Raw genomic sequence first — 26,131 nt, 5'->3', positions numbered from 1 at the left:
GTCCCTTACTAGAGTGACCAGGTGCGCGGCGGCACGGCCGTCAGGCCCCAGAGCTCGCGGCGCCAGGCGGCCCAGCAGGCGCGCAGCAGATCGGCGGCCGGCTCCACCAGCGGCGCCAGGCAGCGCAGCACCAGCACCCGCTCATGGGCGGCGGTGGCGCCGGCCATGCTGCGCAAGGCATGGCCCTCGATCAGGGCGCGCACGGCGTCCAGCGCGCGCTCGCGGCGTGCGCGCGGCAAGGCCGCCCCCGCCGCAAACACCAGCGTGGCCAGGCAGCGCTGGCCGGCCAGGCCCAGCGCGCCGTCCAGCAGCAGGCCGTCCTCGGCCGCGATCACGCCGCGCTCCAGCCAGATACCGGGGATCTCCAGATGCTGGGCAAAGCGCCCATGCTCGAAGGGCCGGCCGGCCTGCGGCAGGCCCAGCGCAGTGATGTCCCAGGCCAGCAGCTCGGCCTCCGGCGCCAGCTCGAACACGGCGCGGTTGAGCGCATGGCAGCCCGGGTAGGCCAGGGCCTCGAGCGGCAGCCATTCAAGGCGCGCGCCGGGCGCCAGCCTGGCATGCAGGGTCTGCGCGGCCTGCGCGCCGGCGCTGCGGTAAAAGCGCGTCGCGCCCGGGGTGGTGACGAGGCCATGCGCGCCCTCGCCCAGCTCCAGCTGCATCGCCAGGGTGTCGCCGCCCACCAGGCCGCTGGGCGGATGCACCAGCACGTTGTGGCAGATCGCGTCGCCCTCGGGATAGAGGCTCTTGAGTACGCGCAGCGGCCCCTCGTGCTGATGCCGGGCCACCGTGCGGCCCTGCTCGAGCGCGTATTGCAGGGCGAGGCTGGCGTGCCAGGAGGGATGTGCGGGTGGGGCGTCGGTCATGCGGGCATGGTCAGCAAGAAGCCTGCCTATTTGGTCGCCTACTTCGCCGCCGCCATGCTCACCCAGGAGAGCTCCAGCCAGTTGTCGGCGCGGTGCACCGCATTGACGCCGGCACGCGCCGCCCAGGGGATCACCTGGCGGTGCAGCGGGATCAGCTGGATCTGCTCGCGGTACTCAGCCAGCGCGGCCTTGATGAGGGCCTCGCGCTTCCTGGCATCGGGCTCGTTGCTGCTCTGCGCCGCCAGGGCGTCGAACTTGTCGTTGCGCGCGCGGCCGTAGTTGTAGGAGCCCACGCCCTTCTCGCCCGGGTTGCGCAGCACCGCGGTGAGCAGGGTCTCGGCATCGGTGATGGCGCCGCCCCAGCCCAGCATGTACATGCTGGTGTCGTACTTCTCGATCTTGGGGAAGTAGTTGACGCGCGGCATCGCGTTGACCCGGACCTTCACCTTGATCTGCGCCCACATGCTGGCCAGGGCCAGGCAGATGGACTCGTCGTTGACATAGCGGTTGTTGGGGCAGTCCAGCGTGACCTCGAAGCCATCCGGATAGCCGGCCTCGGCCATTAGCCGGCGTGCCGCCGTCAGGTCCAGCGGCAGGCGGGTCTCCAGCGCGGGGTCGTTGTAGGCGCCCAGGGTGGAGGCGGTGATGCCGCCGGTGGGTGCCGAGAGCCCGTTCATCAGCTTGCTGCGGATGGCCTCGATGTCCACCGCCTGGTAGAGGGCGCGGCGCACGCGCAGGTCCTTGAACGGGTTCCGCTCCTGCCCATTCAGGGCGGGCACCTTGGCGTATTGCAGCTGCTCGCGCTGCTGGTCCATGCCGATGAAGACGATGCGGTTCTCCACCCCCTCGATCACCTTCAGCCCGGGCGTGGCGCGCAGGCGCGGCACATCGCGCGGCGCGGGGTCGAGCACGAAGTCGATCTCACCCGACACCAGCGCGGCCAGCCGCGTGGCATCGTTGCTGATGGGGGTGTAGATCATCTCCTGCACATTGCCCTCATGCCGGTCCCACCAGGCGGGGTTGCGCTGCAACACCGTCTTGATGCCGGGCTGCCGCGTCACCAGGCGGTAAGGTCCGGTGCCATTGGCATTCATGCCAGCGTAGGACTCCTCGCGGTTCTTGAAGTCCAGCGGCCGCGTGGCCTTGTGCTTCTCGCACCAGCTCTTGCTCATGATCCACAGCGTGTCCAGATGCTGCAGAAAGATCGGGTTGAAGCTGGCGAGCTGGAACTCCACCGTCAGCTCGTCGAGCTTGCGCGGCACGCCCACCGCATTGGCGTAGACGGCGATCTGCGAAGTCTGCTCCTTGGCGCGATTCACCGAGAACACCACGTCATCGGCGGTGAAGGGCGTGCCATCGTGGAACTTCACGCCCGGCCTCAGCTTGACGCGCCACTGCAGCGGCGCGAGCTGGGTCCATTCGGTGGCCAGGCTGGGGGCGAGCTGCAGCTGCTTGTCGCGACGGGTCAGGCGCTCGTAGATCTGCCCGTTCATGTTGTTGGTCATGCTCTCGTTCTGAGAGTGGGGATCCATGGTCTGCGGATCACCCTGGCTGGCCCATCGCAGCGTCTGCGCTGAGCTGCCCGCGGCAGCCAACAGCGCCGCCAGGGCCCAACCACCCACCATCAGCAAGCGATGCTTCATGCCCAGCCCCCAAACGATGTTGTTGCGGCCGAGTGTAGGGAGCGCCCGCGCGTCGGCGCAGCGGGGCGACCCTAATGCGCCGTGGGGCGCGACCAGAGCTCGTCGATATGCGTGAAGCCCCAGTCGGCCGGGTTCTCGCGGCCGGTGACGCGATCGTTGCAGCCGGGCTGGGCGAGGTCCACCACCTGCACGGGTATGGGCATCTGCGACTTGGTGGAGAAGAACACGCGCACCGTGGGCATGGTCAGCGATGCCGGGCATTGGTCGATCACCACCGCCAGCCGACCCGACTGCAGCCGCACCAGCGTGCCCACCGGATAGATGCCCACGCTGCGGATGAAGGCCTGGAACACCGAAGCATCGAAATGCCCGGACCATTGCGCCATGCGTGCGAGCGAATCGGCCGGCCCCCAGGCCGCCTTGTAGGGCCGGGTGGAGGTGATGGCGTCGTAGACATCGCACACCGCGCCCATGCGCGCCAGCAGGCTGATGTCGTCGCCCTTGAGCTTGTTCGGGTAGCCGCTGCCGTCCATCTTCTCGTGGTGGTGCAGGCAGACGTCCAGGGCCGACTCGGGCACCATGCCGCCGGCCTTGAGCGCCTCGTAGCCGCGCACCGGGTGCGAACGCATCACGCTGAACTCGGCGTCGGTGAGGGCGCCGGCCTTGTTGAGCACCTCCAGCGGCATCATCATCTTGCCCACGTCATGCAGCAGGCCGGCCAGCCCCGCCTCGCGGGTCTGCGCCTCGCTCAGGCCCAGCTGGCGCGACAGCGACACCATCAGCGCGCACACCGCCACCGAGTGCATATAGGTGTAGTCGTCCTTGGTCTTGAGGCGCGCCAGGCTGATCAGCGCCGAGGGGTTGCGCGCCACCGAGTCGGCCACCTCCTCGACCAGGGGCAGGCATTGCTCGGCATCGATGGCGCGGCCCATGCGGGCCTCGCCGAACAGCGACACCACCGCCTGCTTGGAGCGGTTCACCAACTGGGCCGCGCGCTCCAGCTCCGCGGACATGCTGACGCGCGCCTCGGCGGCCGGCTTGGGCGGGCTCGGCGCCATGACCGGGGCGTCGGGCGCCTGCTCGACCCGCAGCGGCGCGGGTTCGGTGGCGGCGAAGCCGGTGTCATGTGCGGCCTCGACGTCCAGGCCCTGCGACACATCGATCACGCAGAACGCCACCTCACTGCGCAGCAAGGCGTCCAGATCGCCCTGTTCGCGCAGCACGAACTTGGTCTTCCAGAAGGGATGGGAGAACCACGACCCCTCCATCGCTTGCAGGAACATCCCGAGCTTGAGCTGGCTGGTCGGTATCTTTTTGAGCATGAAGCGGGCGGCTGCGGCGGGGTACGCCGCCAGTATGCGACGCCTTGGCCGCGGCCGCATGCGCATTCGGACACAAAAAAGCCGCCCGTGTCGGCGGCTTGCTGCAGATCACTGTTGGCTGCGCCTGTCACCCAGGCGACAGCAGCATCAGCGCATCTTGCTTTGCGGCACTGTGCGCAGTTCGCCCTGCAGCGAGGCCAGGTACTTGGCGAGGGTCTTCAGTTCGCTGTGGCTGAACTGCTTGACCTGCGCGCCCATGATGGCGTTGCCGCGACCCACCACCGCATTGCCCTCGGTCTGGTAGGACTTCAGCGCCACGTAGAGGTAGTCGGCATGCTGGCCGGCGAGCTTGGGATACGCGCCATCGATCGGCTTGCTGAAGTTGCCGCCGTGGCAGGAGGCGCAGGCGCCCTTGTCCAGCAGGGCCTTGACCTCATCGCTGGGCGTGTTGATGGTCAGCGGCGCTTCGGGCGCCTTGGCCTGCTGCTCGTAGAAGGCGGCCACGTCGGCGATGTCCGCATCGCTGAGGGTCTGGGCAATGCCGCGCATGGTGGGATGCTTGCGCTCACCCTTGGCATAGGCCGTCAGCGCGGCGGCGATGTACTTGGCGCTCTGACCCGCGATCATCGGCACCTTGTGCACTTCGGGGAAGCTGGCCTGATAGCCAGGGATGCCATGGCAGCCAATGCACATGGCGACCTTCGTCTCACCGGCCTTCACGTCTTGAGCTTGCGCCAGACCAGCGGCGCAGGTGGTGGCGAGGGCGAGTGCAATATGCAGAAGTTTGTTCATGATCCCGAAAGTCTTGTTCTGACACCGGGGCGCATTATAGGCACCACCTTATACTGGCCCGCCGCCTCTTTGGGTTTGATCCAGGTCCTGTTAATACTGTGTTTGCCTGATGCGTTGCCAACAGAAAAGCCGTGAACTAGGCGCGAAACGAAGTCGGGGTATCTTTCCCGACGAGGCTTCGCAACGACGTGCACGGCTTTTCTGTTGGCAACCCGAAGGGATCGGGGCTGACAGGGCCCATGTCGTTGTTGAACTCCTCGCCCAGGCAAGCAGCCTGGGCTTCGTCGTCCGCCTAGACCTGGGCCCTGTCAGCCCCGATCGCACAGGCAAACACAGTGTTAACAGGACCTCTCCATGAAGTTTCAAGGTTCGGACCAGTACGTTGCCACCGCTGACCTGATGCTGGCGGTGAACGCCGCCATCGCGCTGCAGCGCCCCCTGTTGGTGAAGGGCGAGCCCGGCACCGGCAAGACCATGCTGGCCGAGGAGGTCGCCACGGCGCTGGACCTGCCGCTGCTGCAGTGGCATATCAAGAGCACCACCAAGGCCCAGCAGGGCCTGTATGAATACGATGCGGTGAGCCGGCTGCGCGACAGCCAGCTGGCCTCCATCGAGGGCTCGGACAAGGTCCGCAATATCGAGAACTACATCGTCAAGGGCGTGCTCTGGCAGGCCTTCACGGCCGACCAGCCGGTAGCGCTGCTGATCGACGAAATCGACAAGGCCGACATCGAGTTCCCCAACGACCTGCTGCGCGAACTCGACCGCATGGAGTTCTACGTCTACGAGACGCGCCAGCTCGTGAAGGCCAAGCACCGGCCGCTGGTCTTCATCACCTCCAACAACGAGAAGGAGCTGCCCGACGCCTTCCTGCGCCGCTGCTTCTTCCATTACATCAAGTTCCCCGACGCGCCGACCATGCAGCAGATCGTCGACGTGCATTTCCCCGGCATCAAGAAGGAGCTGCTCGCGGCGGCCATGAAGACCTTCTTCGACGTGCGCAATCTGCCGGGCCTGAAGAAGAAGCCCAGCACCTCCGAACTGCTGGACTGGCTCAAGCTGCTGGTGGCCGAGGACATCCCCACCGAGGCCCTGCAAAGCCAGGACGACAAGGTCGCGATCCCGCCGCTGGTGGGTGCCCTGCTCAAGAACGAGCAAGACCTGACCCTGTTCGAGAAGCTCGTCTTCATGCAACGCCACAACCGCTGATGAGCAAGCAAACCGAAGCCGCGCTGCGCGAGGGCCTGGCCGATGGCATCGGCTTCATCGTCGGCGCCCTGGGCGGCTGGCTGCTGGGCCAGCAGTTCGGCCTGGATTTCGTCAACACTCCCGGCTACGGCCTGCCGCAGATCGCCAGCCTGGTGCTGATCGTGGCCGGCTCGGGCCTGGGCCGCTGGCTGCTGCGCCGGCTGCTGATCAAGCCATGAGCGAAAACAACACCGCCGCCCCCAAGCTCACCGACTGGGTCACCCTGCAGGGCCAGCATGCCCGCCTGGAGCCCCTGCACAGCTCGCATGCCGAGGGCCTGGCCGAAGCCGCCGCCGATGGCGGCGTGCACCAGCTCTGGTACACCGCCGTGCCCGCGCCGGCACGCGTGCCGGCCGAGATCGAGCGCCGCCTGGCCCTGCACGCGGCCGGCAGCATGCTGCCCTTCACGGTGTTCGACGCCGCCGGCCGCATCGCCGGCATGACCACCTACATGAACATCGACCACGCCAACCGGCGCGTCGAGATCGGCTCCACCTGGTACGCGCCGCGCGTGCAGCGCACCGGCCTCAACACCCAGTGCAAGCTGATGCTGCTGACGCATGCCTTCGAGACGCTGGGTTGCATCGCGGTGGAGTTCCGCACGCATCGCCTCAACACGCAGAGCCGGCGCGCCATCGAGCGCCTGGGCGCGCAGCTGGACGGCATCCTGCGCTCACACCTGCGCACCGCCGACGGCAATCTGCGCGACACCTGCGTCTACAGCATCATCGCGCCCGAGTGGCCGACCATCAAAACCCATCTGCAGTGGCAATTGGCGCGACCGCGCTGAGCCCCCACTGCCTTCCCCCCTGACCTCACCCCACAAAGGTTCGCGCCATGGCGAAGAAGCCCCTGTTTGACGTTGATGCACTCTGGCAGCTGGAGCGCCTGGGCGCGCCCAGCCTCTCGCCCGATGGCGCACAGGCGGTCGTGAGCCTGGCCCGCTACGACATGGAGAAGAACAAGGGCAGCTCGACGCTGAGCCTGCTCTCGACCCTGGGCGGCGAGCCGCGCACGCTCACCAGCTGCGGCGAGAAGGACGGCGCGCCGCTGTGGAGCCCCAAGGGCGATCTGATCGCCTTCATGGCGCGCCGTGAGCAGGAGGGCGCGAAGGACGAGGAGACCCAGCTCTATGTGATCCCGCCGGATGGCGGCGAGGCGCGGCGCGTCTCCAGCGTGGCCACCGGCGTCGAGGCCTTCAAGTGGTTCCCCGACGGCAAGCGCATCGCCTTCATCTCCTGGGTCTGGCCCGGTCTGAAGGGCGCGGCCGCGCAGGCCAAGGCCCTGCAGGCCTTCAAGGATCGCAAGACCAGCGGCTATGTGACCTCGGAGGCGCTCTATCGCTACTGGGACCACCACATCCCGATGGGCCGGGTGGCGCATCTGCATGTGCTGGACATCGCCACCGGCAGGACCCGCGACCTGTTCGAGGGCAGCGACTTCGAGCTCACGCGCGCCGAGCAGAGCGCCAACAGCTTCGACATCTCGCCCGACGGCAAGCGCATCGTCTTCAGCTACGACCCCCAGCCCGAGCAGCGCCTGGACCATTGCCATGCGCTGGCCGAGGTGGAGCTGCGCAGCGGCGAGATCCGCACCCTGCTGCGGGACGAGGCCTGGGACTTCACCGCGCCGGTCTACAGCCACGCCGGCCAGCACCTGGCCTTTCTGGCCAGCCACCAGGGGCTCAAGCACACCATGCCCAATCAGCTGGCGGTGCTGGACACGGCCGGCCACTGGGCCGTGCTGTCCGAGCACTGGGACCACGAGGTCGCCGCCCCGCTGCTGTGGGACGAGGACGATCTGGGTCTGCTGTTCTGCGCCGAGGACCGCGGCCGTCGCCATCTCTGGCGCTTCGACGTCAAGACCGGCGGCGCCTTCGTGCTGTTCCGCGGCGGCCATGCGGCCAGCTTCGCGCTCGAGGCCGGCACCATCGTCGTCAACCACGACGGCGTGCAACATCCCGCGCGCATCTCGGTGCTCGAGAGCGAGGGCGACGAGGAAGGCCTGGGCGCCGTGTGGCGGCGCATCGAGAGCGTCAACGACAAGCTGCTGGCGCAGTACGCCTTCGGCAAGGAAGAGGAAGTCTGGTTCAAGGGCGCGAACGACGAGCAGGTGCAGATGTGGCTGATCTACCCGCCCGGCTTCAACGCGCGCCGCAAATACCCGCTCATGCATGTGATCCACGGCGGGCCGCACACCGCCTTTGGCGACAGCTGGCACTGGCGCTGGAACCACCAGGCCTTTGCCGCGCAGGGCTATGTGGTGGCCTGCGTGAACTACCACGGCTCCTCGAGCTTCGGCCATGCCTTCCTGGACTCGATCACCCAGCGCTGGGGCGAGCTGGAGCTGCAGGACGTGGAGGCCGCCACCACCCTGCTGCTCAAGAAGCCCTGGGCCGACAAGCAGCGCGTGTTCGCCACCGGCGGCAGCTACGGCGGCTATATGGTCGCCTGGATGAACGGCCATGTGAAACCGGGCCGCTACCAGGCCTATGTCTGCCATGCCGGCTGCTACGACTGGCAGGCCATGTTTGCCGACGATGCCTACACCTGGCATGCCAAGGAGCTGGGCGCCTGGTACTGGGACGACCCGGCCAAGGTGGCCTCGCAAAGCCCGCATGCCTTTGCCCAGCATATGCAGACGCCCACCCTGGTGATCCACGGCGCGCTGGACTACCGCGTGCCCGATGCCCAGGGCCTGGCCTACTACAACACGCTCAAGGCCCGCGGCGTGGATGCGCGCCTGCTGTGGTTCCCGGACGAGAACCATTGGGTGCTGAAGCCGCGCAACAGCAAGCTCTGGTACGGCGAATTCTTCGGCTGGCTGAAGCAGTACGACAAAAAACGCTGAGCTTCAGCCCGGCTCGCCCTGGGCCCAGTCGACATCGCCGCACAGCACGCGCAGCCGCCCGTCCTGCCAATAGGCCACCGAGACGGTCATGCACATGCGCGCGCCGTGCAGGCTGAGGTAGGGGCGCGTCACCTGCACCTCGCCCACCGCCGAGATGGCACGGCGGAAATAGGGGCGGCGCGCCCAGCGTGCGTCGCCGGCGCGCTCGAGCGGGCCGAAGCGCTGGTCATGCGCCTGGTCCAGGCCCAGCGGCGCCACGCGCGCACCGATTTCGCGGCCCTGCTCGTCCAGCAGATAGCAGAGCTGCACGCCCGGCAGGCGCAGAAAGGCGTCGCAGGCCTCGCGCAACCCGCGCCCCTGCTGCAGCGGCAACAGGGCCAGGGCCATGGCGGTCTGGTAGGGCGCGACGCGCTCCTGGTAGGCGGCGCGACCGACCAGGTGGCGGTCGTCGAACAGGGCCCAGATGCTCTCCAGTTCGCTGGAGACGGCGCCGTCCGAGATCAGCTCGGGCTGCGGCCGGCCGAAGGCATAGCCCTGCACCAGATCGATGTCGGCGTCCAGCGCCAGATGCGCCTCGTCGCGCGTCTCCACACCCTCCAGCAGCACCAGCGCACCGCACTCGTGCAGCAGCGCGACCATCTGCGTGAGCACGCGTGAGATGCGCCCCGAGCCCATGGCGCGCTGCAGCAGGCTGCGGTCCAGCTTGACGATCTCGGGGCGGATGCGCCAGATCCGGTCGAAATTGGAATGGCCGGCGCCGAAGTCGTCCAGCGCCAGCAGGCAGCCGGTGGCGCGTGCGCTCTCCACCGCGGCCTCGAACTTGGCATCCTGCGCCATCACGTCCTCGGTGACCTCGAACACCAGCCGGTGCATGGGCAGGCCCAGCTGGTGCACCACCTCCACCGCCTTGGCCAGCATCTCGGCCTGGTTGGCGGCATGCACGAACACGGCCGGGTGGATGTTGAGGAACAACCAGCAATCGGGCACCTTCTGCTCGACGAAGTTGTGTACATGCAGCAGGCGGCACAGGCGATCGAGCTTGACCTGCTCGTCGAAGCTGGCCACGCGCTCGAAGGCGCTGATGGGCGAGAGCGGCTGGCCGGCCGCGTCGGTCACGCGTATCAGGCCCTCGTAGCCCACCGGCCGGCGGTGCGGGAAGCTGTAGATGGGCTGGAAACTGCTGCGCAGCACCTGCTCGCCCAGCCGCGCCACCCAGCGCCCCTCGCCATCGTCGGAAATGGCGCCGTAGAGTGCCTTGAGCATCTGTTCGACTTCGATGTTCATCGCGAGGGCCGGTGGCTGCGGTGTGCCGATGCTAAAGCAAGCCGGCGGACATGGATAATGAACCGAAGCCCCCGAGCGCCGCCACACCATGCTGATCAAGTTCTTCTACACCCTGCGCGCTGCCAAGCTGCCGGTTTCGGTCAAGGAGTTCCTCACCCTGCTGGAGGCGCTCAAGGCCGGCGTGATCGACGACGAAGGCGGCCCCACGGTCGACAAGTTCTACTTCCTGGCGCGCACCAGCCTGGTCAAGGACGAGGCGCATTTCGACAAGTTCGACCGCGCCTTCGCCGCCTACTTCAAGGGCGTGGAGATGCTCACCGACTTCACCAAGGAGGTGCCGCTGGAATGGCTGCGCCAGCACCTGGAGCTGGAGCTCACGCCCGAGCAGAAGGCGGCCATCGAGAAGATGGGCTGGGACGAGCTGATGGAGACGCTCAAGAAGCGCTTCGAGGAACAGAAGGAACGCCACGAGGGCGGCAGCAAGTGGATAGGCACGGGCGGCACCAGCCCCTTCGGCCATGGCGGCTACAACCCGCAGGGCATACGCATCGGCGGCGCCGGCAAGAACAAGAGCGCGGTGAAGGTCTGGGAACAGCGCGCCTACAAGGACTACGACGACAACCTCGAGCTCGGCACGCGCAATATCAAGGTGGCGCTGCGCCGCCTGCGCCGCTTTGCGCGCGAGGGCTCGGAGCTCGAACTCGACCTCGACGACACCATCCACAAGACCGCCGCCAACGCCGGCATGCTGGACATCCGCATGCAGCCCGAGCGCCACAACAAGGTCAAGGTGCTGCTGCTGATGGACGTGGGCGGCACCATGGACGAACACATCCACCGCGTGGAGGAGCTGTTCTCGGCGGTGAAGAGCGAGTTCAAGCACCTCGAGTTCTTCTACTTCCACAACTGCGTCTACGACTTCGTGTGGAAGAACAACCGCCGCCGCTTTGCCGAGAAGACGCCCACCTGGGACATCATTCGCAAGTACAACAAGGACTACAAGCTGATCTTCGTGGGCGATGCCACCATGAGCCCCTACGAGATCCTGCAGCCCGGCGGCAGCGTCGAGTACAACAACGAGGAGGCCGGCGCCGAATGGATCCAGCGCCTCACCCACGCCTTCCCGAAGAACGCCTGGATCAACCCCGAGCCGCAGGGCGTGTGGCAGTACCGGCAGAGCATCGCGCTGATCCAGCAGCTGCTGCACCAGCGCATGTTCCCGCTCTCGCTCGCCGGGCTGGAAGGTGCGATGCGCTTGCTGAGCAAATGAGCGGCTTGCGCATCGCGGCCATGCTGATGGTCGCGCTAGGGCTGGGCGGCTGCGCCAGCTTCAAGGGTTTGAGCGATGCCCTCAGCCGCAAACCCGCCATCCAGGCCGCCCAGGACGGCGCGCCCGCCCGCCTGGTGGCCGCCTACGAACTCGATATCGACGCGCCCGCGGCCCTGCGGGCCCTGCTCTACGAGCATCTGGACCTGGCACGCTTTCGCAACACCGCCGAGGACGAGCGCCTCAGCCTGGTGGAGCTGGACCGCCTCAGCGCCGCCGCCCCCGAACAGGCGCGCGCCCTGCTCGAGACGGCCGGCTACTTCAACGCCAAGGTCGCGATGCAGCGCCAGGGCGACGCGCAGCTGCAGCGCCTGCGCATGACGGTCGAGCCCGGCCCGCAGGTGCAGGTGAGCGCCGTGCAGCTGGACTTTGCCGGCGCGCTGGCGGAGCCCGCTGGCGCGGCACTGCGCCAGCGCCTTGGCGAGGCCTGGGCCCTGCCCGTCGGCGCGGCCTATGACCAGCCGGCCTGGAGCGAGGCCAAGAACGGCCTGCTCAATCTGGCGCGCACGGAGGGCTATCCACTCGCGCACTGGGCCAGCAGCCGCGCGCTGGTGCGCACCGAGACGAATGCCGCCGAGCTCGCGCTGACGCTAGCCAGCGGCCCGCTGTTCCGCCTCGGCGCGCTCAGGATAGAGGGGCTGAAGCACCAGCCCGCCTCCAGCATCGAACGCCTGGCGGCCTACCGCGAGGGCGATGCCTACAGCGCCAAGACGCTGCTGGACTTCCAGGAGCGCCTCATCAAGACCGGGCTGTTCGACAGCATCAGCGTGGAGATCAGCCCCGATGCGGAGACAGCCGCGGCCACCCCGGTGCTGGTGACGGTGCGCGAGGCCGCGCGCCAGCAGGCCACCGCCAGCGTCGGCTACCACACCACCAATGGGCCCCGTGTGGGCCTCGAGCATCTGCACCGCCGCCCCTTCGGCCTGGACCTGCGCGCGCGCAGCAAGATCGAGCTGGGGCGCGACCGCAGCGCGCTGGACCTGGAGCTGACCTCGCACCCGCAGACCGATATGGAGCGCAATCTGGCCGCCTTCGCGGTGGAGCGCGACCAGCTGATCGAGAACCAGACCAAGCTCAACTGGCGCGCCCGCCTGGGCCGCCAGCGCGAGACCGAGAACAACGATCGCACCTACTACCTCGAATGGCTGCGCACCGACGAGCGCTTTCCCGGCAGCGAGGTGCATGGCAGTGCGATCTCGCTGAACCTGGACCGCAGCTGGCGCCGCGTGGACAGCATCATCGTGCCCACCCAGGGCCTCACCGCCCATTGGCTGCTGGGCCTGGGCCGCGCCGACAACTCGGTGGCCCAGAACGGCTGGTTCGGCAAGCTGCATGCGCGCCTGTTCTGGTACCAGCGCCTGGGCGCCGACTGGACCAGCACCCTGCGCACCGAGCTGGGCCAGCTGCTGGCCGGCGACGCCGTGGGACTGCCCGATGCGCTGCGCTTCCGCGCCGGCGGCGACGATTCGGTGCGCGGCTATGCGCCCGAGGATCTGGGGCCGCAGGATGCGCTGGGCAACAAGGTCGGCGGCCGCGTGCTCTGGACCGGCAGCGCCGAGCTGGCGCATCCGCTCAGCCGCAAGCTGCCCAGCCTGCTGGGCGCGGTGTTCGTGGATGCCGGCCAGGCCGCGATGCACTGGCATGAACTCAAGCCCACGCTGGGCTATGGCCTCGGCCTGCGCCTGCGCAGCCCGGTAGGGGTGCTGCGCGTGGACGTGGCGCGCGCCCAGGCCCTGGGCAGCTGGCGCCTCCACTTCAGCGTGGGGATCGCTTTGTGAATGAGCCCGTGAGCGCGCCCGCACCAGCCGCCCGCCGACGCAAGCCCGGCCGTGGCCTGCTGCTGGGCGCCCTGCTGCTGCCCTGCGCACTGGCCGGCGGCGGCCTGGCGCTGTGGTGGGGCCTGGCCACCGAGCCGGGCAGCGCCTGGCTGCTGCGCCAGGTGCCGGGGCTGGAACTGGAAGGTGCGCAGGGCACTGTGCTGGGCGATTTCTCTGCACGCCGCCTGCGCTACCACCTTCCCGGCGGCGCCGACACGCTCACCATCCAGGGCCTGCGGGCGCATGGCACCGCGCTCGGCTGGCATCGCTCGCCTCAGCTCTGGGGTCGGCTGCTGCTCGAAAGCGTCAGCGCCGAGCGCGTCGAGCTCAGCCTTGCGCCGACCACCGAGGCCACGGCCGCGCCGCAGGACCTGCGCCTGCCCTTCGCGCTCGAGATCGCCAGCCTGAGCGTTGCCGAACTGCGCATCCCTTCGCTGAGCGATCAGCCGCTGCAGGCCCTGCAAGCCAGCCTGTCGCTGAGCGCGGAAGGCGGCGCGCTGCACCACGCACGCATCACCGCGCTGCGCTGGGATCAGCGCGAGCTGAGCGGCGAGGCCAGCGTGCAGAGCGGCGGCGAGATGCGCGTACGGGCCCAGCTGCTGGCGCGCCAGCCCGCCGCTGCTAGCCTCGGTGCCGCGCAGCTGCCGGCCTGGACGGCGCGGCTGCAAGCCGACGGGCCGCTCCTGCACCTGCCGGTGCAGGCGCAGCTGGACAGCCCTGGCTACAGCTCCGAGCCAAGCAGCCCGCAGACGCTCAAGGCCAGCGCCACGCTGGCGCCCTTCGAGGCCTGGCCGCTGCAAGCCCTGGACTTGCAGACCCAGGGCCTGGACCTGGCGCAGCTGCAGCGCGGCGCGCCACGCACCAGCCTGGTGGGCAGCGTCAGCCTGCGTGCCGCGCAGGCTCAGGCGCCGCTGCGCATCAGCGCCGCGCTGCGCAATGGCATGGCCGGCCGCTTCGACGCGCAGGCCCTGCCGCTGCGCCAGCTGGCACTGGATCTGGAGCTCAAGCCCTGGGACCCGGCCAGCCTGCGCCTGCACCAGCTCGATCTGCAGCTGGGCACGCAGACGCAGGCCGCCGGACGTCTGCATGCTGTAGGCAATCTAGGCGCTCTTGGCAGCAGCGCCAGCCAGGCGGGCTCCACGCTCAGCATCGAAATCGATGGCCTGCGCAGCGAGCTGCTGGACGGCCGGCTCGCCCCCGCCCTGGCCTCCGGCCAATTGCGCCTGCACAGCCAGGCCGGCATGCAGGCGCTGGCCAGCTGGCCGCCGGTGGCGCTGACGCTGGACCTGAAGGGCCGGCTCGCGCCCGAACTGCAGGCCGCCGAATTCAGCCTGCAGGCCGAGAGCGAGCTGAGCCTCGCCGGCGCAAAGCTGCGGCAATGGCGCCTGCTCTCGGGCGGCGGCCGCCTCGAGGCGCAGGGCGCGCTGACGTTGCAGCAGGCCGGCCATTGGAGCCGCGGTTGGAACGCCGAGCTGCAGGCGCGCATGAGCGCGCTGGACCTGCGCCACTTCTGGCGCGGCGCCGCCGGCGGCGCCTGGCGCAGCGGCAGCCAGAGCCTGAACGCCAGCCTGGACGCCAGGCTGAGCCGCGGCCCGACCGCCGCGGGCACCGCGCCCTGGCGCAACGCACCGCAGGGCCAGGCCCTGCTGCAGATCCAGCCCAGCCAGCTGGCGGGCCTGCCGCTGACGGGCGAGCTGCGCTATGTGCGCCAGGCCGAGGCCGCGCCGCAGGCCCAGCTCGCGCTCAAGCTGGCAGGCAACCAGCTGCAGGCCAAGCTGGCCGGGCGCGAGGCCGACCGTGGTGCCGAACGCTTGCGCCTGGAGAGCGATTGGCAGGCGCCCCAGCTAGCGGCCCTGCAGCCCTGGTTGAGCGGCCTATTCCCCGCCCTGTTGCCCGGCCTGAGCCTGCAGGGCGAGCTGGCCGGCACGCTGGGCCTGGAGCTGAGCCCCGCCGGCACGGATGCCGCACTGCCCTGGCAGTTGAGCAGCGAGGCACAGCTGCAGATCAAGGAGCTGCGCCTGAGCGCCAAGCAGCTGCCGGCGCTGCAAATCAGGCAGGCGCAGCTGCAAGCCGCCCTGGGCGGCGGCGACGATGCCCTGCTGCGGCTGCAGGCCGGCGTCCAGCAGCTCGACGCCGGCAGCAGCCTGCATCTGCGCGAGCTGGCGCTGGCGCTCAACGGGCCCTGGTCCAAGCACCAGCTCACGCTTAGCGCCCAGGGCGACTACCGCCTGCCCGGCTGGTTGAACGGCAGTGCGCAAGGCCCTGTGCAGAGCGGCGGGCTCAGGCTGAGCCTGGAGGGCGCCTGGTCGCAGCCGCTGGCGCGTGCCTGGCGCGAGGGCGCGCGCTGGCAGGCGCGCCAGCTCGAGCTGCTGGCGCGGCCGGACAACGCGGCCCTGCCGGCCTGGCTGGCGGCCTCCCAGCTGGCCCTGCAGCTGGAGTTCGGCGCGCAGGGCCGCCTCGAGGCCCTGCAGGCCGCGCCGGGGCGGCTCGAACTGCTGGGGGCAGGTTTTGCCTGGCGCCAGTTCCAGCTCGATGCGCTGACCGCGGCCGCCCCCCAGCTGGAACTCGAGCTGGCGATGGAGCCGCTGGCGGTGGCACCGCTGCTGGCACGCTGGCAGCCAGGCTTCGGCTGGGGCGGCAATCTGGTGATGGGCGGTGCGGCGCGCGTCAGCAGCGGCGCCCGCAATCTCAAGGTGGACGTGGCGGTGCAGCGCAGCGCCGGCGACCTGAGCGTGACCGATGAACGCGGCACCCAGGCGCTGGGCCTCACCGAACTGCGCTTCGGACTGCTGGCCGACCAGGGCGTGTGGCACCTCACGCAGGCGATGGCCGGCCAGAACCTCGGCGCGCTGGGCGGCGCCCTCACCGCGCATGCGGCCGCGCCGCATCTGCTGCCCGGCCCGGCCGCGCCGCTGGAAGGCGTGCTGGAGGCGCGCGTGGCCAATCTGGGCACCTGGGGCGCCTGGGTGCCGACCGGCTGGCGCCTGGGTGGCAGCCTGTTCGCCAGCCTCAGCCTGGGCGGCAAGCTGGGCGCGCCACAGATCACCGGCCAGGCCGGCGGTCAGGGCCTCTCGCTGCGCAACCCGCTCTATGGCGTGGACCTGCAGCAGGGCGAGTTCGGCCTGCGCCTGAGCGGCGAAAGCGCCCGCCTCGAGCATCTCAGCGCGCGCGGCGGCGAGGGCAGCCTGCGCGCCGAGGGTCAGGTCTTGCTGGGCGCCGAGCCCAGCGCCGAGTTCAGGCTCAGCGCCGAGCGCTTCGCGCTGCTGCGCCGCGTCGACCGGCGCCTGGTGCTGAGCGGCGAAAGCCTGGTCAAGCTCAGCCGCCAGGGCCTGGACGTGGGCGGCAAGCTGCGCGCCGACGAGGGCCTGTTCGATTTCACACGCGGCAATGCACCGCAGCTGGACGAGGATGTGCTGGTGCTGCGCCCCGAGGACAGCCAGGAAGAGCGCAGCGAGGCCGGCAACGGCGCCAGCAAGCTGCCCGTGCATGTGCAGCTGGAGCTGGACCTGGGCAAGAAGCTGCGCTTGCGCGGCCGCGGGCTCGACACCTTGCTGGCGGGCCAGCTCAAGCTCACGCACAGCAACGGCAAGCCGGCCTTGCATGGCGTGGTCTCGGCGGTGGGCGGCAGCTTCGATGCCTATGCGCAAAAACTCGAGATCGAGCGCGGCCAGATCAGCTTCGCCGGCGCGGCCGACAACCCGCGCCTGGACGTACTGGCGATACGGCCCGGCCTCGACGATGTGCGGGTGGGCGTGACCGTCACCGGCACGGCGCTGAACCCGCGCATCAAGCTCTATTCGGAGCCCGAGATGCGCGACAGCGACAAGCTCTCCTGGCTGGTGCTGGGCCGCGCCCCCGAAAGCCTGGGGCGCGGCGACACCGCCCTGCTGCAGCGCGCCGCCATGGCGCTGCTGAGCGGCGAGGGCGAAAGCGCCAGCGGCAAGCTGATGCGCAACCTGGGCCTGGACGAGCTCTCGGTGCACCAGGATGCCGACGAGGCCAAGGGCACGGTGGTGCGCCTGGGCAAGCAGCTCAGCAAACGCGTCTACGTGGGCTACGAGCGCGGGCTCAACGCCACCACCGGCAGCTGGCAGCTGATCTACCGCATCGCCCAGCGCTTCACCCTGCGCGCGCAATCGGGCGACGACAACGCGCTGGACTTCATCTGGCAGTGGAAGTGGGAGTGAGGCGGCGTTACGGCAAGTGACAGCTCGAAGCGCCGCCAGGCCGGAGGCGGTGCTTGCTGTGCCGATAATGCGGGCTCCATCCGATCCCTGCCCATGCCCAAGCCTTCCGCAGAAAATCTTCCAGCCGACCGACAGTCATCGACGGACGGGCCAACGCCTGAGGCAGCGCAAGCAGATGACAGGCGTGCCTTTCTGAGCCGCCTGCTGCTGGCGGGAGCCGGCGTCGCGTCGCTCGCCGCCTGTGGTGGTGGCAGCAGCGCCAGCGCGATGGGCGCGTCCAACGAGGTACCGCCCTCACCCGCCCCGTCGCCTGCCCCCACGCCCAGCCCGGCACCTCCAGCACCAGCACCCAGCCCGCCCAGCGGCGAGCTGCCGGGTCCAGCCGGCCCTCTGCCGGCACCGGTGCCGCTGCGTGGCCCCCTACCGGCCTGGGTGCCGGCACCCGGCGAGGTGGCTCTGCTGACGCAGTCCAATGGCTTGCTGACGAACAGCTTCCGGGACACCGTGGCGCCTTACTACGACGCCTTCCACTCAGTCAACACCGTCAATGCCTACAGCGGCAGCGTCGTCAATCCGTACTTCGGGACCTATGGCGCAGTGGTGTTCGAGGGCGGTGGCCATGCCGACAGCAACGACAACAGCGTGCACATTCTGGAACTGGGGCTCAAGAGCGCCAGCTTCCGTCGCGTCACCGACCCGACACCCCTGTTCGGAAGCAACCCGGATTCCGCCACCCGCGGCAGCAACAGCAAGGCGTCGGCGGAAGTCACCGTGCTCACCGATTTCGCCTGGGCCGAGTACACGGTCGATCATCAGCCCACGTCACGTCACAGTTATGGGGCCCAGGACGTCATCGGTCCCGATGATGGGGGCGCGCGCCATGGAACCTTCATGCGCGTGTTGGTCAGCGCCGGCGCCGTGCACGGCCAGGCCGGTGGAGAGGTGGCTCACAAGGTGGATTTCAGCTCGCTCACCGACAAGCTGAGCTGGGCGCGCGCGACGCAGCGGCCGGGCATGACCGGGCCAAGCAGCGCGCCGGGCCAATCCGTGCGTTCAGGCTCACCGAACTGGACGGCGCATGTGCCCGCTCAGCAGCGCATCTATATCGAGACACAAGGTCATGGAGCCTCGATGGTGCCGCGCTGGTTTGACCTGCCCAGCCAACGCTATGTGGACGGCAGCGGCACGAAGCGCAACAACGATCAGGACACCCCCGACTGCGGCATCATGTTCCATGTCAGCTGGCGCAATCTGCTGATCCACGCCGATGTGCAGGCCGGCCACCTGCGCCTGCGCTGCATGAATGTGGCCGTCGATCAACCCTCCTGGATCAACGCGCCGCGGCCACTGAGTCAGCCCTTGCCCCTGCCGGGTTCCTGGTCGGCCGCCTGCTGGTGCCCGGACAACGGGCGCATCCTGGTGGGCAATGTGCTGAATGACGACGCCGCGGTGTACGAGATCGAAATCCCCTCCGACATCGACAAGCCCTGGCCGGTGAGTCGCGCGCCGCTGCCCGCGGGTCAGCGCATCACCTGGGCACCCGAGACCTGCTACAAGAAATGGTCGTACAACCCCTATGTGCGGGCGATCGTCTACATGCCCTACGCCGCGCGCAGCGGTGACGAGCAGGTGTTTGTCTACCGCCCACGCGGGACTTGAGCAATCCAAGCATGACCCACCATTCAAGCAACGCCCTCCCGCAACAACCAGATGGCGCCGACGGCCAACGTCGATTGGCGTTGAAAAGCTTTGCGGTTGGGCTGGCCTCGCTGTCGGCCGGCTGCTCCGGCTGCAGCGGCGGTGGTGGCGAGGATGCCGGTGCACCGGCGCCATCGCCGGCGGCGTCCACCAGTCCGCCGCCACCCGCACCCGCACCTGCACCAGCGCCCGCGCCGGTCGATCCTCCGCCTGCGGCAGGCTCGGCCTACCGTTACAAGCAGCCGTATTTGTTTTCCAGCATCGCCAAGCCGCTGGAACCGGCGCGACTGCCCGGCAGCGAGGATCTCAAGCTGGACGCGGTCGGACCGCATCGCAACTATGTCGATTTCAGCAGTGGCTGGAAGTGGCGCAACGCCGGCGGCGACTGGATCGACGCCAAACAGAAGACAATGGGCGCGACCCCCTGGGCCACGGTGCTGACCAACGCCGCGGCCGGCAGTTCGGCGGGAGCGGACTACGCGGTTGACATCGGCACTGCGCTGAAGCTGGTGGAAAGCAGTGGCCGCTGGAATGCCTGGATCCTGCGGCGCACACCCGGCAGCACCGCCCCTCGGCTTGTTGCGGGACGTTTCAATGCCACGGCGGCATGGCGACCGGTGATCGAGGTCAGCTACACCGATGGCAGCACTGCCACCTTGAATTGCCGTGTTTCCGCGCCATTGACCGAGGGACTGTCGCAACCTGCCAGCGCATTGCCCGATCTGCCCCTGCCCGCGACCCTGGAATTCGACCGCCCCAGCAAGCCGGTGCGCAGCGCCAGCCTGCGCTTCCGGGTCACCCAGCACTGGGACGGCAGCAACCCGCTGCTGGAGTTCTTCCTCGCCGATCCGCCCATCAACGACGATCCCGTACAGCAGGGTGTCGCCAGCGCATACCCGCTGGATGCCGGCCTGGGCACTCATCCCAGCATCATTGGACAACACCGCTACGACGATGGGACGCCAGCGTCCAGCTACTTCTACACCGGCGAGGCGCTCAACATCGAACTGCAGAACTTGTACGACCCGGCCTTGTGGGGCGGTACGCCGGACAAGAGCAAGCTACCGCATCGTGGCCTGGGCAAATGGATCGCGAGCTGGGATGCGGGCGGCGCCGAAGTCGTCAACAGCAGCTACCGCGGCGAGCACTTTGAGCCCCTTGCCCCTGGCATGGGAGCGCTCAAGGTCCGCATGGACAAGACGCCCGGCATTGGCGACGGCGCGGAGGTCGGTCAGTCCGGCACGCTGGCCGCCAACGGCTTCATCTTCCTTCCGGAGAGCCGCTTCGGCCGCCAGCAGCGTTTGTTCGTGCGCTATTACATGCGCATCGGCTCACGCCATCGGACACCCTACCGTGTCAACCTGAGCGAGAAGTACCAGGTCCTGAAGCAAGGAGTGCCGACATGGACCGACTGCGCGGGCAAATGTTCGATCGGCGCAGCCCACAAGACCAAGCGGGGCGGCAATAGCGGCACGGCAGGTGGCGGCTACGGCTGGACCCTGCGGCGCGAGTTCTACGACATGGTGGCCGACCCCGACAGCCCGGCGGCCGGCGGCTGGGGCAACGCCTGGTCGTTCTACGATTACCAGAACAATCCACCCGGGCACAACTACGCCGGCATCGGCGACCGGGCCTTCCACTCACTGGGGCAGCGCGGCGGTCTTGGCGGTGTGCTGTACGCCGACCGTTGGTACTGCGTCGAAGAGGAAATCAAGCTCAACTCGGTGGACCAGCCCGCCATCGTGAACGGGCAGCCGCATCTGATCAACGGTGTGCAGCAGTACTGGACCGCCGATGGCGAGGTGCGTTGCTGGGTCGACGGACGCCTGGCCTACGAAAGTACCGGCATGGTGATGCGCTCGCTACCCCTGGTGACGCAACCGCCAGGTTATCTGCCCGGCATCCGCGAGCTCGGCGTCGCCCATATATGGTTCAACTGGTTCCACGGCGGCCTGACCAAGAACAGCATCGATCGCGTGCTGTTCATCAGCGGCCTGGCTTATGGCGACGCCTACATAGGCCCGATGAAGATCTGACGGCGAGCGAGGCATTGAAGCGCGGCTAGAATTGCGCGCTCTTCGAGCCACAGCCTCCCCGTAGTTCAATGGATAGAACGGCCGCCTCCTAAGCGGCAGATACAGGTTCGATTCCTGTCGGGGGGACCAGACTCAGCGCTTGCTCGGCAGCAGTATCTGGGTATCGGCGAATCCATCGCCGGGGCCGGACCGGCTTGCCGGTGTGTCGGCGACCGGGAGAATCATCTCCGGGCTGTCCGGCAGGGAGCGCGCGATATGGGCCTTGTGCTGCATCGCATGCCTCAGTTCGCCAAGCTCATGCTGCAGCGCCTCGATCTGCTTGCGCGCCTGGGTTGTCTGGGTGGCGGAGAACTGGCGGGCTTTTTCGGTCTTGTCGAGCCGCAGCGCGGCCTGCTTCAGCAGCCGGCCGAACCACCACATCGCGGCGCCCCAGGCCAGGCCGATGCCGATCACCAGGCCTGCGATGGCCATCAGCCAGTGGTTGCTATCCATAGCGGATCCGGGCTCCTGTACGACGCATATTGCGAGTCAGTATCAAAGCGCCGGGGCGTGGTGGTCAAGTCCCAGGTTTCTTGCGCATGGCGCGCGACAGCATCAGCACCGGCACCAAACCCACCAACACGATGGCCAGCGACGGCAGGGCCGCCTCGCCCAGGCGCTCGTCGCGCGCCAGCTGGTAGGCCACCACCGCCAGGGTGTCGCTGTTGAAGGGGCGCAGCACCAGGGTGGCGGGCAACTCCTTCATCACGTCGACGAACACCAGCAAGGCGGCCGCCAGTGCCGAGCGCGCCAGCAGCGGCGCATGCAGCTCCAGGAACAGGCGGCGGCGCGAGGCGCCCAGCATGCGCGCGGTCTCGTCCACGGTGGTGGAGATGCGCGCATAGCCGGCCTCCACCGATTGCAGGGCCACGCCCGAGAAGCGCACCAGGTAGGCGTAGATCAGGCCGGCGATGCTGCCCGTCATCAGCGCCGTCAGACCCAGCTGCGGCGCATGGGTCTGCAGCCAGCCCAGCGGCAGCAGGATGCCCACCGCCAGCACCGCACCGGGCACGGCATAGCCGAGCGAGACGATGCGGTTCGACACACCCAGCAGCGCCGCCAACGTGGGCGAGGCACTGCGCACCCTGGTCGCATAGGCCAGCACCAGGGCCAGCGAGACCGCCAGCACGGCCGCCAGGCCGGCGAGTTGCAGGCTGGTCCAGGCCCATTGCGCAAAGCGCGCCAGCGGCAGGCCCATCTCGCCATGCATGCCCTCCTGCCACAGCAGCTGCAGCAGCACCAGCACCGGCAGCACAAAGCCCAGCAGCACCGGCAGCGCGCACAGCAGGAAGGCGCCCAGTGCGGCCAGGCCCTGCAGCGGCAGCGGCCTGGCTTCGGCCGCATGCAGGGCACCGCTGCGGCTGCCGACGAAACGCAGCCTGGCCTGGGCACGCCGCTCCAGCCACAGCAACAGGGCCACCACCAGCAGCAGCACCGAGGCCAGCTGGGCCGCGGCGATGCGATCGTTCATCACCAGCCAGGCCTTGTAGATGCCAGTGGTCAGCGTGGTCAGGCCGAAATAGGCGCCCACGCCATAGTCGGCCAGGGTTTCCATCAGCGCCAGGGCCACGCCCGCCGCCAGCGCCGGGCGCGCCAGCGGCAGCGCCACCTCGCGCACGCGCCGCCAGGTGCCTGCGCCCAGCATGCGCGCCGCCTCCATCAGCGCCACGCCGCGTTCGGCCAGGGCGGTGCGGGTGAGCAGATAGACATAGGGGTAGAGGCACAGCACGAACAGCAGCACCGCCCCGGGCAGGCTGCGCGGATCCGGCCACAGCGCGCCCTGCGCGCCGGTCCACTGGCGCAGCGTGCTCTGCAGCGCGCCGCTGTACTGCAGCACATCGGTGTAGGCATAGGCGGCCACATAGGCCGGCATCGCCATGGGCAGCAGCAAGGCCCATTCGAACCAGCGCCGGCCCGGAAACTCGAACAGGCTCACCGCGGCGGCCGTGGCCCCGCCCAGCAGTGCCACGCCCAGGGCCACGCTCACCGACAGCAGCAGCGAAGACCAGGCGTATTCGGGCAGCACGGTCTGCCACTGATGCGCCAGGATGGCCCAGGCCTGGGCATCGAGGGCCAGCCAGGAGCCCAAAACGCCCGCGACGGGCACGGCCAGCAACAGGCAGACAAGGATGATGAAGCGCAGCATTCGGCTTGACAGGGATCAAATGCGAATAATGCGCATTCGAGAAACAGGCTCAGGCCGGTATCATAGGACCATGTTTCTTGCCCTCGACCAGGTCGGTCTGCGCTACCCGAATTCCCATGGCCGCCGTGCTGCGGTCGATGCCGTCACCCTGGCGCTCGGGCGCGGACAGATCGGCGTGCTGATCGGCCCCTCGGGCTGCGGCAAGACCTCGCTGCTGCGCAGCATCGCCGGGCTGGAACGGCTGCAGGCCGGCCGCATCCGCATCGATGGCGAAACCCTGGCCGACGCCGGCAGCGGCCTGCACCTGCCGCCCGAGGCGCGCCGCATCGGCATGGTGTTCCAGGACTACGCGCTGTTCCCGCACCTCAGCATTGCCCAGAACATCGGCTTCGGCCTGCAAGGTCTGCCGCGCCAGCAACGCGAGCAGCGCGTCCGCGAGATGCTGGAACTGGTGGGCCTGGCCCATGCGGCCAAGCGCGCGCCGCACCAGCTCTCGGGTGGCCAGCAGCAGCGTGTGGCGCTGGCACGCGCGCTCGCGCCGGCACCGCGCCTGATGCTGCTGGACGAGCCCTTCTCCAGCCTGGACGTGGACCTGCGCGAGCACCTCTCGCAGGAGCTGCGCGCCATCCTGCACGCCAGCGGCACCACCGCCCTGTTTGTCACCCACGACCAGGCCGAGGCCTTCGCGATCGGCGACGTGGTGGGCGTGATGCACCAGGGCCGGCTGGAGCAATGGGACGAGGCCTACACCGTCTACCACCGCCCGGCCACGCGCTTCGTGGCGGACTTCATCGGCCATGGCGTGTTCACGCCGGCGCGCATCGTCGCCGGGCCGGACGGCCCGCTGGTGCGGACCGCCGTGGGCGAGCTGACCGATGCGGGCGAATGCCCGCTGCCGACGGCCTATCCCGATGGCGCTTGCGAGGTACTGCTGCGCGCCGACGACATCGTGCACGACGACCTCGCGCCGGTGAAGGCGCAGATCGAGCGCAAGATCTTCCGCGGCGCCGAGTTCCTCTACACCCTGCGCCTGGCCAGCGGCGAACGCCTGATGGCCCATGTGCCCTCGCACCACGACCATCAGCTGGGCGAATGGATAGGCATACGCGCCCATGTGGACCATGTCGTGACTTTCGGCATTCCGGCCGGCGTGGCGGCGGACTGAAGGTTGATGCCGGGCCGGCCCGGTTTCGTCTATTTGTTCACTGCGATCCCCGGAATTGGTGGCCCAATCCGGGCTCACACCCAAGCATTCGGCGCAGGGCTGCGCATATACTGGTTTCGCAGAGGGTCTGCCCGCCTCATAGGGGGCGCAGACTGCAGTCGTGCAGGATCTCACCGATAGGAAACACTCGCATCATGGGTGCCAAACTGAAAGTCGCAGGCTGGGTAGCGTTGGGCGCCGTGGCCGGGGCGCTGACCACGATGCAGTTGCAGGCAAACGCCCGCAGCAGCCTCACTCCGCTGCCCCTGGAAGAGATGCAGCAACTGGCGGCGGTATTCGGGCTGGTGAAGGCCGAATACGTGGAGCCGGTGGATGAGAAGAAACTCATCAACGATGCCATCTCGGGCATGGTTTCCGGCCTGGATCCGCACTCGCAGTTCTTCGACCAGAAGAGCTTCAAGGAATTCCGTGAAGGCACGACCGGCAAGTTCGTCGGCGTGGGCATCGAGATCGGCATGGAAGATGGTCTGGTGAAGATCGTCTCGCCGATCGAAGGCTCGCCCGCCTTCCGCGCCGGCCTCAAGAGCGGCGACCTGATCAGCAAGATCGACGACACGGCCGTCAAGGGCCTCTCGCTGGACCAGGCCGTCAAGCGCATGCGCGGCGAGCCCAACACCAAGGTCTCGCTGACGATTTACCGCAAGAGCGAAAGCCGCAGCTTCCCCATCACCATCACGCGCGAAGAGATCCGCGTGCAGAGCGTGCGCTCCAAGGTGGTGGAACCCGGCTATGCCTGGCTGCGCGTGAGCCAGTTCCAGGACCGCACGGTGGAAGACTTCGCGCGCAAGCTGGAAGAAATCTACAAGGCCGAACCCAATCTCAAGGGTCTGGTGCTGGACCTGCGCAATGACCCCGGCGGTCTGCTGGAGGCTTCGGTGGCGATTTCCGCCGCCTTCCTGCAGCAAGGCGTGGAAGTGGTCAGCACAAACGGCCAGATCGCCGAGTCCAAGGCCAGCTTCAAGGCCAGCCCCGACTTCTATCAGCGCCGTGGCGGCAGCGACCCGCTGCGCAAGCTGCCGGCCGCGTTGAAGAACGTGCCCCTGGTGGTGCTGGTCAACGAAGGCTCGGCCTCGGCCAGCGAGATCGTCGCCGGCGCCCTGCAGGACCACAAGCGCGCCATCGTGATGGGCGCCCAGACCTTCGGCAAGGGTTCGGTGCAGACGGTGCGCCAACTGGGCCCCGAGACCGCGCTGAAGATCACCACCGCGCGCTACTACACGCCCAGCGGCCGCTCCATCCAGGCCAAGGGCATCGTGCCTGACGTGCTGCTGGACGAAACCGCCGAGGGCAATGTGTTCGCCGCCCTGCGCATGCGCGAGGCGGATCTCGAGAAGCACCTCAACAACGGTGCCGAAGAGAAGGATGCGGCGCGCGAGAAGGCACGCGAGGAAGCACGCCAGAAGCTCGAGGCCGACTTCGCCAAGAAGAACGAGCCGCCCAAGCCCCTGCCCGAATTCGGCTCGGCCGAGGACTTCCCGCTGCAGCAGGCGCTCAACCAACTCAAGGGCCGGCCGGTGGCCGTGTCGAAGACGGCGGTAGAGCGCAAGGCCGAGGCCAAGCCGGGCGAATAAGGCACCGCTTTCCCGCACGCGAACGGCCCGCCTAGCGCGGGCCTTTTTGCGGGCCGTTGTGCTTGGCGGCGCAGTATGCTCGG

At 68.6% G+C, this 26,131-nt stretch carries 18 protein-coding genes and 1 tRNA gene; 12 read left to right on the top strand and 7 right to left on the bottom strand.

Features of this window, described 5'->3' with window-relative positions; all coding sequences use genetic code 11:
* Positions 1-8 precede the first annotated feature (8 nt).
* The 4 genes from PFX98_RS14455 to PFX98_RS14440 all read right to left on the bottom strand — a co-directional run bounded on the left by PFX98_RS14455 (position 9) and on the right by PFX98_RS14440 (position 4,620).
* A complete protein-coding gene (locus tag PFX98_RS14455) occupies positions 9-863 on the bottom strand; it encodes an urease accessory protein UreD (protein WP_285231205.1) in 855 nt (284 codons plus the stop codon).
* Positions 864-901: 38 nt separating this feature from the next.
* Positions 902-2,506 carry an ABC transporter substrate-binding protein gene (locus tag PFX98_RS14450; RefSeq protein ID WP_285231204.1) on the bottom strand — a complete coding sequence of 535 codons (1,605 nt, stop codon included), beginning with the start codon at positions 2,504-2,506 and terminating at the stop codon, positions 902-904.
* Positions 2,507-2,577: 71 nt separating this feature from the next.
* Positions 2,578-3,828 carry an HD-GYP domain-containing protein gene (locus tag PFX98_RS14445; protein ID WP_285231203.1) on the bottom strand — a complete coding sequence of 417 codons (1,251 nt, stop codon included), beginning with the start codon at positions 3,826-3,828 and terminating at the stop codon, positions 2,578-2,580.
* A 147-nt stretch (positions 3,829-3,975) separates the two neighbouring features.
* Positions 3,976-4,620: a c-type cytochrome gene (locus PFX98_RS14440; RefSeq protein ID WP_285231202.1), complete on the bottom strand. Its 645-nt coding sequence runs from the start codon at positions 4,618-4,620 to the stop codon at positions 3,976-3,978.
* A 354-nt stretch (positions 4,621-4,974) separates the two neighbouring features.
* Here PFX98_RS14440 and PFX98_RS14435 point away from each other — a divergent pair, with 354 nt between their 5' ends.
* From PFX98_RS14435 to PFX98_RS14420, 4 genes are read left to right on the top strand one after another with little or no spacing between them, the layout of a single operon-like run.
* The gene (locus PFX98_RS14435; RefSeq protein WP_285231201.1) at positions 4,975-5,829 is read left to right on the top strand and encodes an AAA family ATPase; all 855 of its coding nucleotides are present in this window, start codon (positions 4,975-4,977) and stop codon (positions 5,827-5,829) included.
* A complete protein-coding gene (locus PFX98_RS14430) occupies positions 5,829-6,047 on the top strand; it encodes a hypothetical protein (RefSeq protein ID WP_285231200.1) in 219 nt (72 codons plus the stop codon). The genes PFX98_RS14435 and PFX98_RS14430 overlap by 1 nt, the downstream gene beginning before the upstream one ends.
* On the top strand, positions 6,044-6,658 hold the full coding sequence (locus PFX98_RS14425; protein WP_285231199.1) for a GNAT family N-acetyltransferase: 615 nt from the start codon (positions 6,044-6,046) through the stop codon (positions 6,656-6,658). The genes PFX98_RS14430 and PFX98_RS14425 overlap by 4 nt, the downstream gene beginning before the upstream one ends.
* 47 nt (positions 6,659-6,705) lie before the next feature.
* Complete coding sequence (locus PFX98_RS14420; protein ID WP_285231198.1) at positions 6,706-8,718, top strand: S9 family peptidase; 2,013 nt, start codon at positions 6,706-6,708, stop codon at positions 8,716-8,718.
* Positions 8,719-8,721: 3 nt separating this feature from the next.
* Here PFX98_RS14420 and PFX98_RS14415 read toward each other — a convergent pair whose 3' ends face one another.
* Positions 8,722-10,002: a sensor domain-containing phosphodiesterase gene (locus PFX98_RS14415; protein WP_285231197.1), complete on the bottom strand. Its 1,281-nt coding sequence runs from the start codon at positions 10,000-10,002 to the stop codon at positions 8,722-8,724.
* Positions 10,003-10,090: 88 nt separating this feature from the next.
* On the opposite strand from PFX98_RS14415, the gene PFX98_RS14410 reads away from it, so the two are divergent.
* The 6 genes from PFX98_RS14410 to PFX98_RS14385 all read left to right on the top strand — a co-directional run bounded on the left by PFX98_RS14410 (position 10,091) and on the right by PFX98_RS14385 (position 21,196).
* Positions 10,091-11,272 carry a vWA domain-containing protein gene (locus tag PFX98_RS14410; RefSeq protein WP_285231196.1) on the top strand — a complete coding sequence of 394 codons (1,182 nt, stop codon included), beginning with the start codon at positions 10,091-10,093 and terminating at the stop codon, positions 11,270-11,272.
* The gene (locus tag PFX98_RS14405; protein ID WP_285231195.1) at positions 11,269-13,107 is read left to right on the top strand and encodes an autotransporter assembly complex protein TamA; all 1,839 of its coding nucleotides are present in this window, start codon (positions 11,269-11,271) and stop codon (positions 13,105-13,107) included. The genes PFX98_RS14410 and PFX98_RS14405 overlap by 4 nt, the downstream gene beginning before the upstream one ends.
* Before the next feature lie 8 nt (positions 13,108-13,115).
* Positions 13,116-17,333, top strand: a complete 4,218-nt coding sequence (locus PFX98_RS14400; RefSeq protein WP_285231194.1) for a translocation/assembly module TamB domain-containing protein — start codon at positions 13,116-13,118, stop codon at positions 17,331-17,333.
* A gap of 477 nt (positions 17,334-17,810) precedes the next feature.
* Positions 17,811-18,992 (top strand): hypothetical protein, encoded by a 1,182-nt coding sequence (locus PFX98_RS14395; protein ID WP_285231193.1) that lies wholly within the window; start codon positions 17,811-17,813, stop codon positions 18,990-18,992.
* Positions 18,993-19,003: 11 nt separating this feature from the next.
* Positions 19,004-21,067, top strand: coding sequence for a hypothetical protein (locus PFX98_RS14390; protein WP_285231192.1), 2,064 nt, complete (start codon positions 19,004-19,006; stop codon positions 21,065-21,067).
* A 54-nt stretch (positions 21,068-21,121) separates the two neighbouring features.
* A tRNA-Arg gene (locus PFX98_RS14385) sits at positions 21,122-21,196 on the top strand.
* A 3-nt stretch (positions 21,197-21,199) separates the two neighbouring features.
* Here PFX98_RS14385 and PFX98_RS14380 read toward each other — a convergent pair.
* Together PFX98_RS14380 and PFX98_RS14375 are read right to left on the bottom strand one after the other, a co-directional pair.
* Complete coding sequence (locus PFX98_RS14380; protein WP_285231191.1) at positions 21,200-21,559, bottom strand: hypothetical protein; 360 nt, start codon at positions 21,557-21,559, stop codon at positions 21,200-21,202.
* A gap of 64 nt (positions 21,560-21,623) precedes the next feature.
* A complete protein-coding gene (locus PFX98_RS14375) occupies positions 21,624-23,252 on the bottom strand; it encodes an ABC transporter permease (protein ID WP_285231190.1) in 1,629 nt (542 codons plus the stop codon).
* Between the two features lie 70 nt (positions 23,253-23,322).
* Here PFX98_RS14375 and PFX98_RS14370 point away from each other — a divergent pair, with 70 nt between their 5' ends.
* Positions 23,323-24,417 (top strand): ABC transporter ATP-binding protein, encoded by a 1,095-nt coding sequence (locus PFX98_RS14370; protein ID WP_285231189.1) that lies wholly within the window; start codon positions 23,323-23,325, stop codon positions 24,415-24,417.
* 194 nt (positions 24,418-24,611) lie between these two features.
* The gene (locus tag PFX98_RS14365; protein WP_285231188.1) at positions 24,612-26,048 is read left to right on the top strand and encodes a S41 family peptidase; all 1,437 of its coding nucleotides are present in this window, start codon (positions 24,612-24,614) and stop codon (positions 26,046-26,048) included.
* The last annotated feature ends 83 nt before the right edge of the window (positions 26,049-26,131 follow it).

The sequence above is a fragment of the Paucibacter sediminis genome (assembly GCF_030254645.1).
Taxonomy (GTDB): domain Bacteria; phylum Pseudomonadota; class Gammaproteobacteria; order Burkholderiales; family Burkholderiaceae_C; genus Paucibacter_B; species Paucibacter_B sediminis.
The sequence above is the reverse complement of the archived record's forward strand: the minus strand, read 5'-3'. Positions and strand labels throughout refer to the sequence as shown.

Coding starts and splice junctions, on each gene's coding strand:
- PFX98_RS14455 (WP_285231205.1), bottom strand. CDS start 863: ATGACCGACGCCCCACCCGCACATCCCTCCTGGCACGCCAGCCTCGCC.
- PFX98_RS14450 (WP_285231204.1), bottom strand. CDS start 2,506: ATGAAGCATCGCTTGCTGATGGTGGGTGGTTGGGCCCTGGCGGCGCTG.
- PFX98_RS14445 (WP_285231203.1), bottom strand. CDS start 3,828: ATGCTCAAAAAGATACCGACCAGCCAGCTCAAGCTCGGGATGTTCCTG.
- PFX98_RS14440 (WP_285231202.1), bottom strand. CDS start 4,620: ATGAACAAACTTCTGCATATTGCACTCGCCCTCGCCACCACCTGCGCC.
- PFX98_RS14435 (WP_285231201.1), top strand. CDS start 4,975: ATGAAGTTTCAAGGTTCGGACCAGTACGTTGCCACCGCTGACCTGATG.
- PFX98_RS14430 (WP_285231200.1), top strand. CDS start 5,829: ATGAGCAAGCAAACCGAAGCCGCGCTGCGCGAGGGCCTGGCCGATGGC.
- PFX98_RS14425 (WP_285231199.1), top strand. CDS start 6,044: ATGAGCGAAAACAACACCGCCGCCCCCAAGCTCACCGACTGGGTCACC.
- PFX98_RS14420 (WP_285231198.1), top strand. CDS start 6,706: ATGGCGAAGAAGCCCCTGTTTGACGTTGATGCACTCTGGCAGCTGGAG.
- PFX98_RS14415 (WP_285231197.1), bottom strand. CDS start 10,002: ATGAACATCGAAGTCGAACAGATGCTCAAGGCACTCTACGGCGCCATT.
- PFX98_RS14410 (WP_285231196.1), top strand. CDS start 10,091: ATGCTGATCAAGTTCTTCTACACCCTGCGCGCTGCCAAGCTGCCGGTT.
- PFX98_RS14405 (WP_285231195.1), top strand. CDS start 11,269: ATGAGCGGCTTGCGCATCGCGGCCATGCTGATGGTCGCGCTAGGGCTG.
- PFX98_RS14390 (WP_285231192.1), top strand. CDS start 19,004: ATGACCCACCATTCAAGCAACGCCCTCCCGCAACAACCAGATGGCGCC.
- PFX98_RS14380 (WP_285231191.1), bottom strand. CDS start 21,559: ATGGATAGCAACCACTGGCTGATGGCCATCGCAGGCCTGGTGATCGGC.
- PFX98_RS14375 (WP_285231190.1), bottom strand. CDS start 23,252: ATGCTGCGCTTCATCATCCTTGTCTGCCTGTTGCTGGCCGTGCCCGTC.
- PFX98_RS14370 (WP_285231189.1), top strand. CDS start 23,323: ATGTTTCTTGCCCTCGACCAGGTCGGTCTGCGCTACCCGAATTCCCAT.
- PFX98_RS14365 (WP_285231188.1), top strand. CDS start 24,612: ATGGGTGCCAAACTGAAAGTCGCAGGCTGGGTAGCGTTGGGCGCCGTG.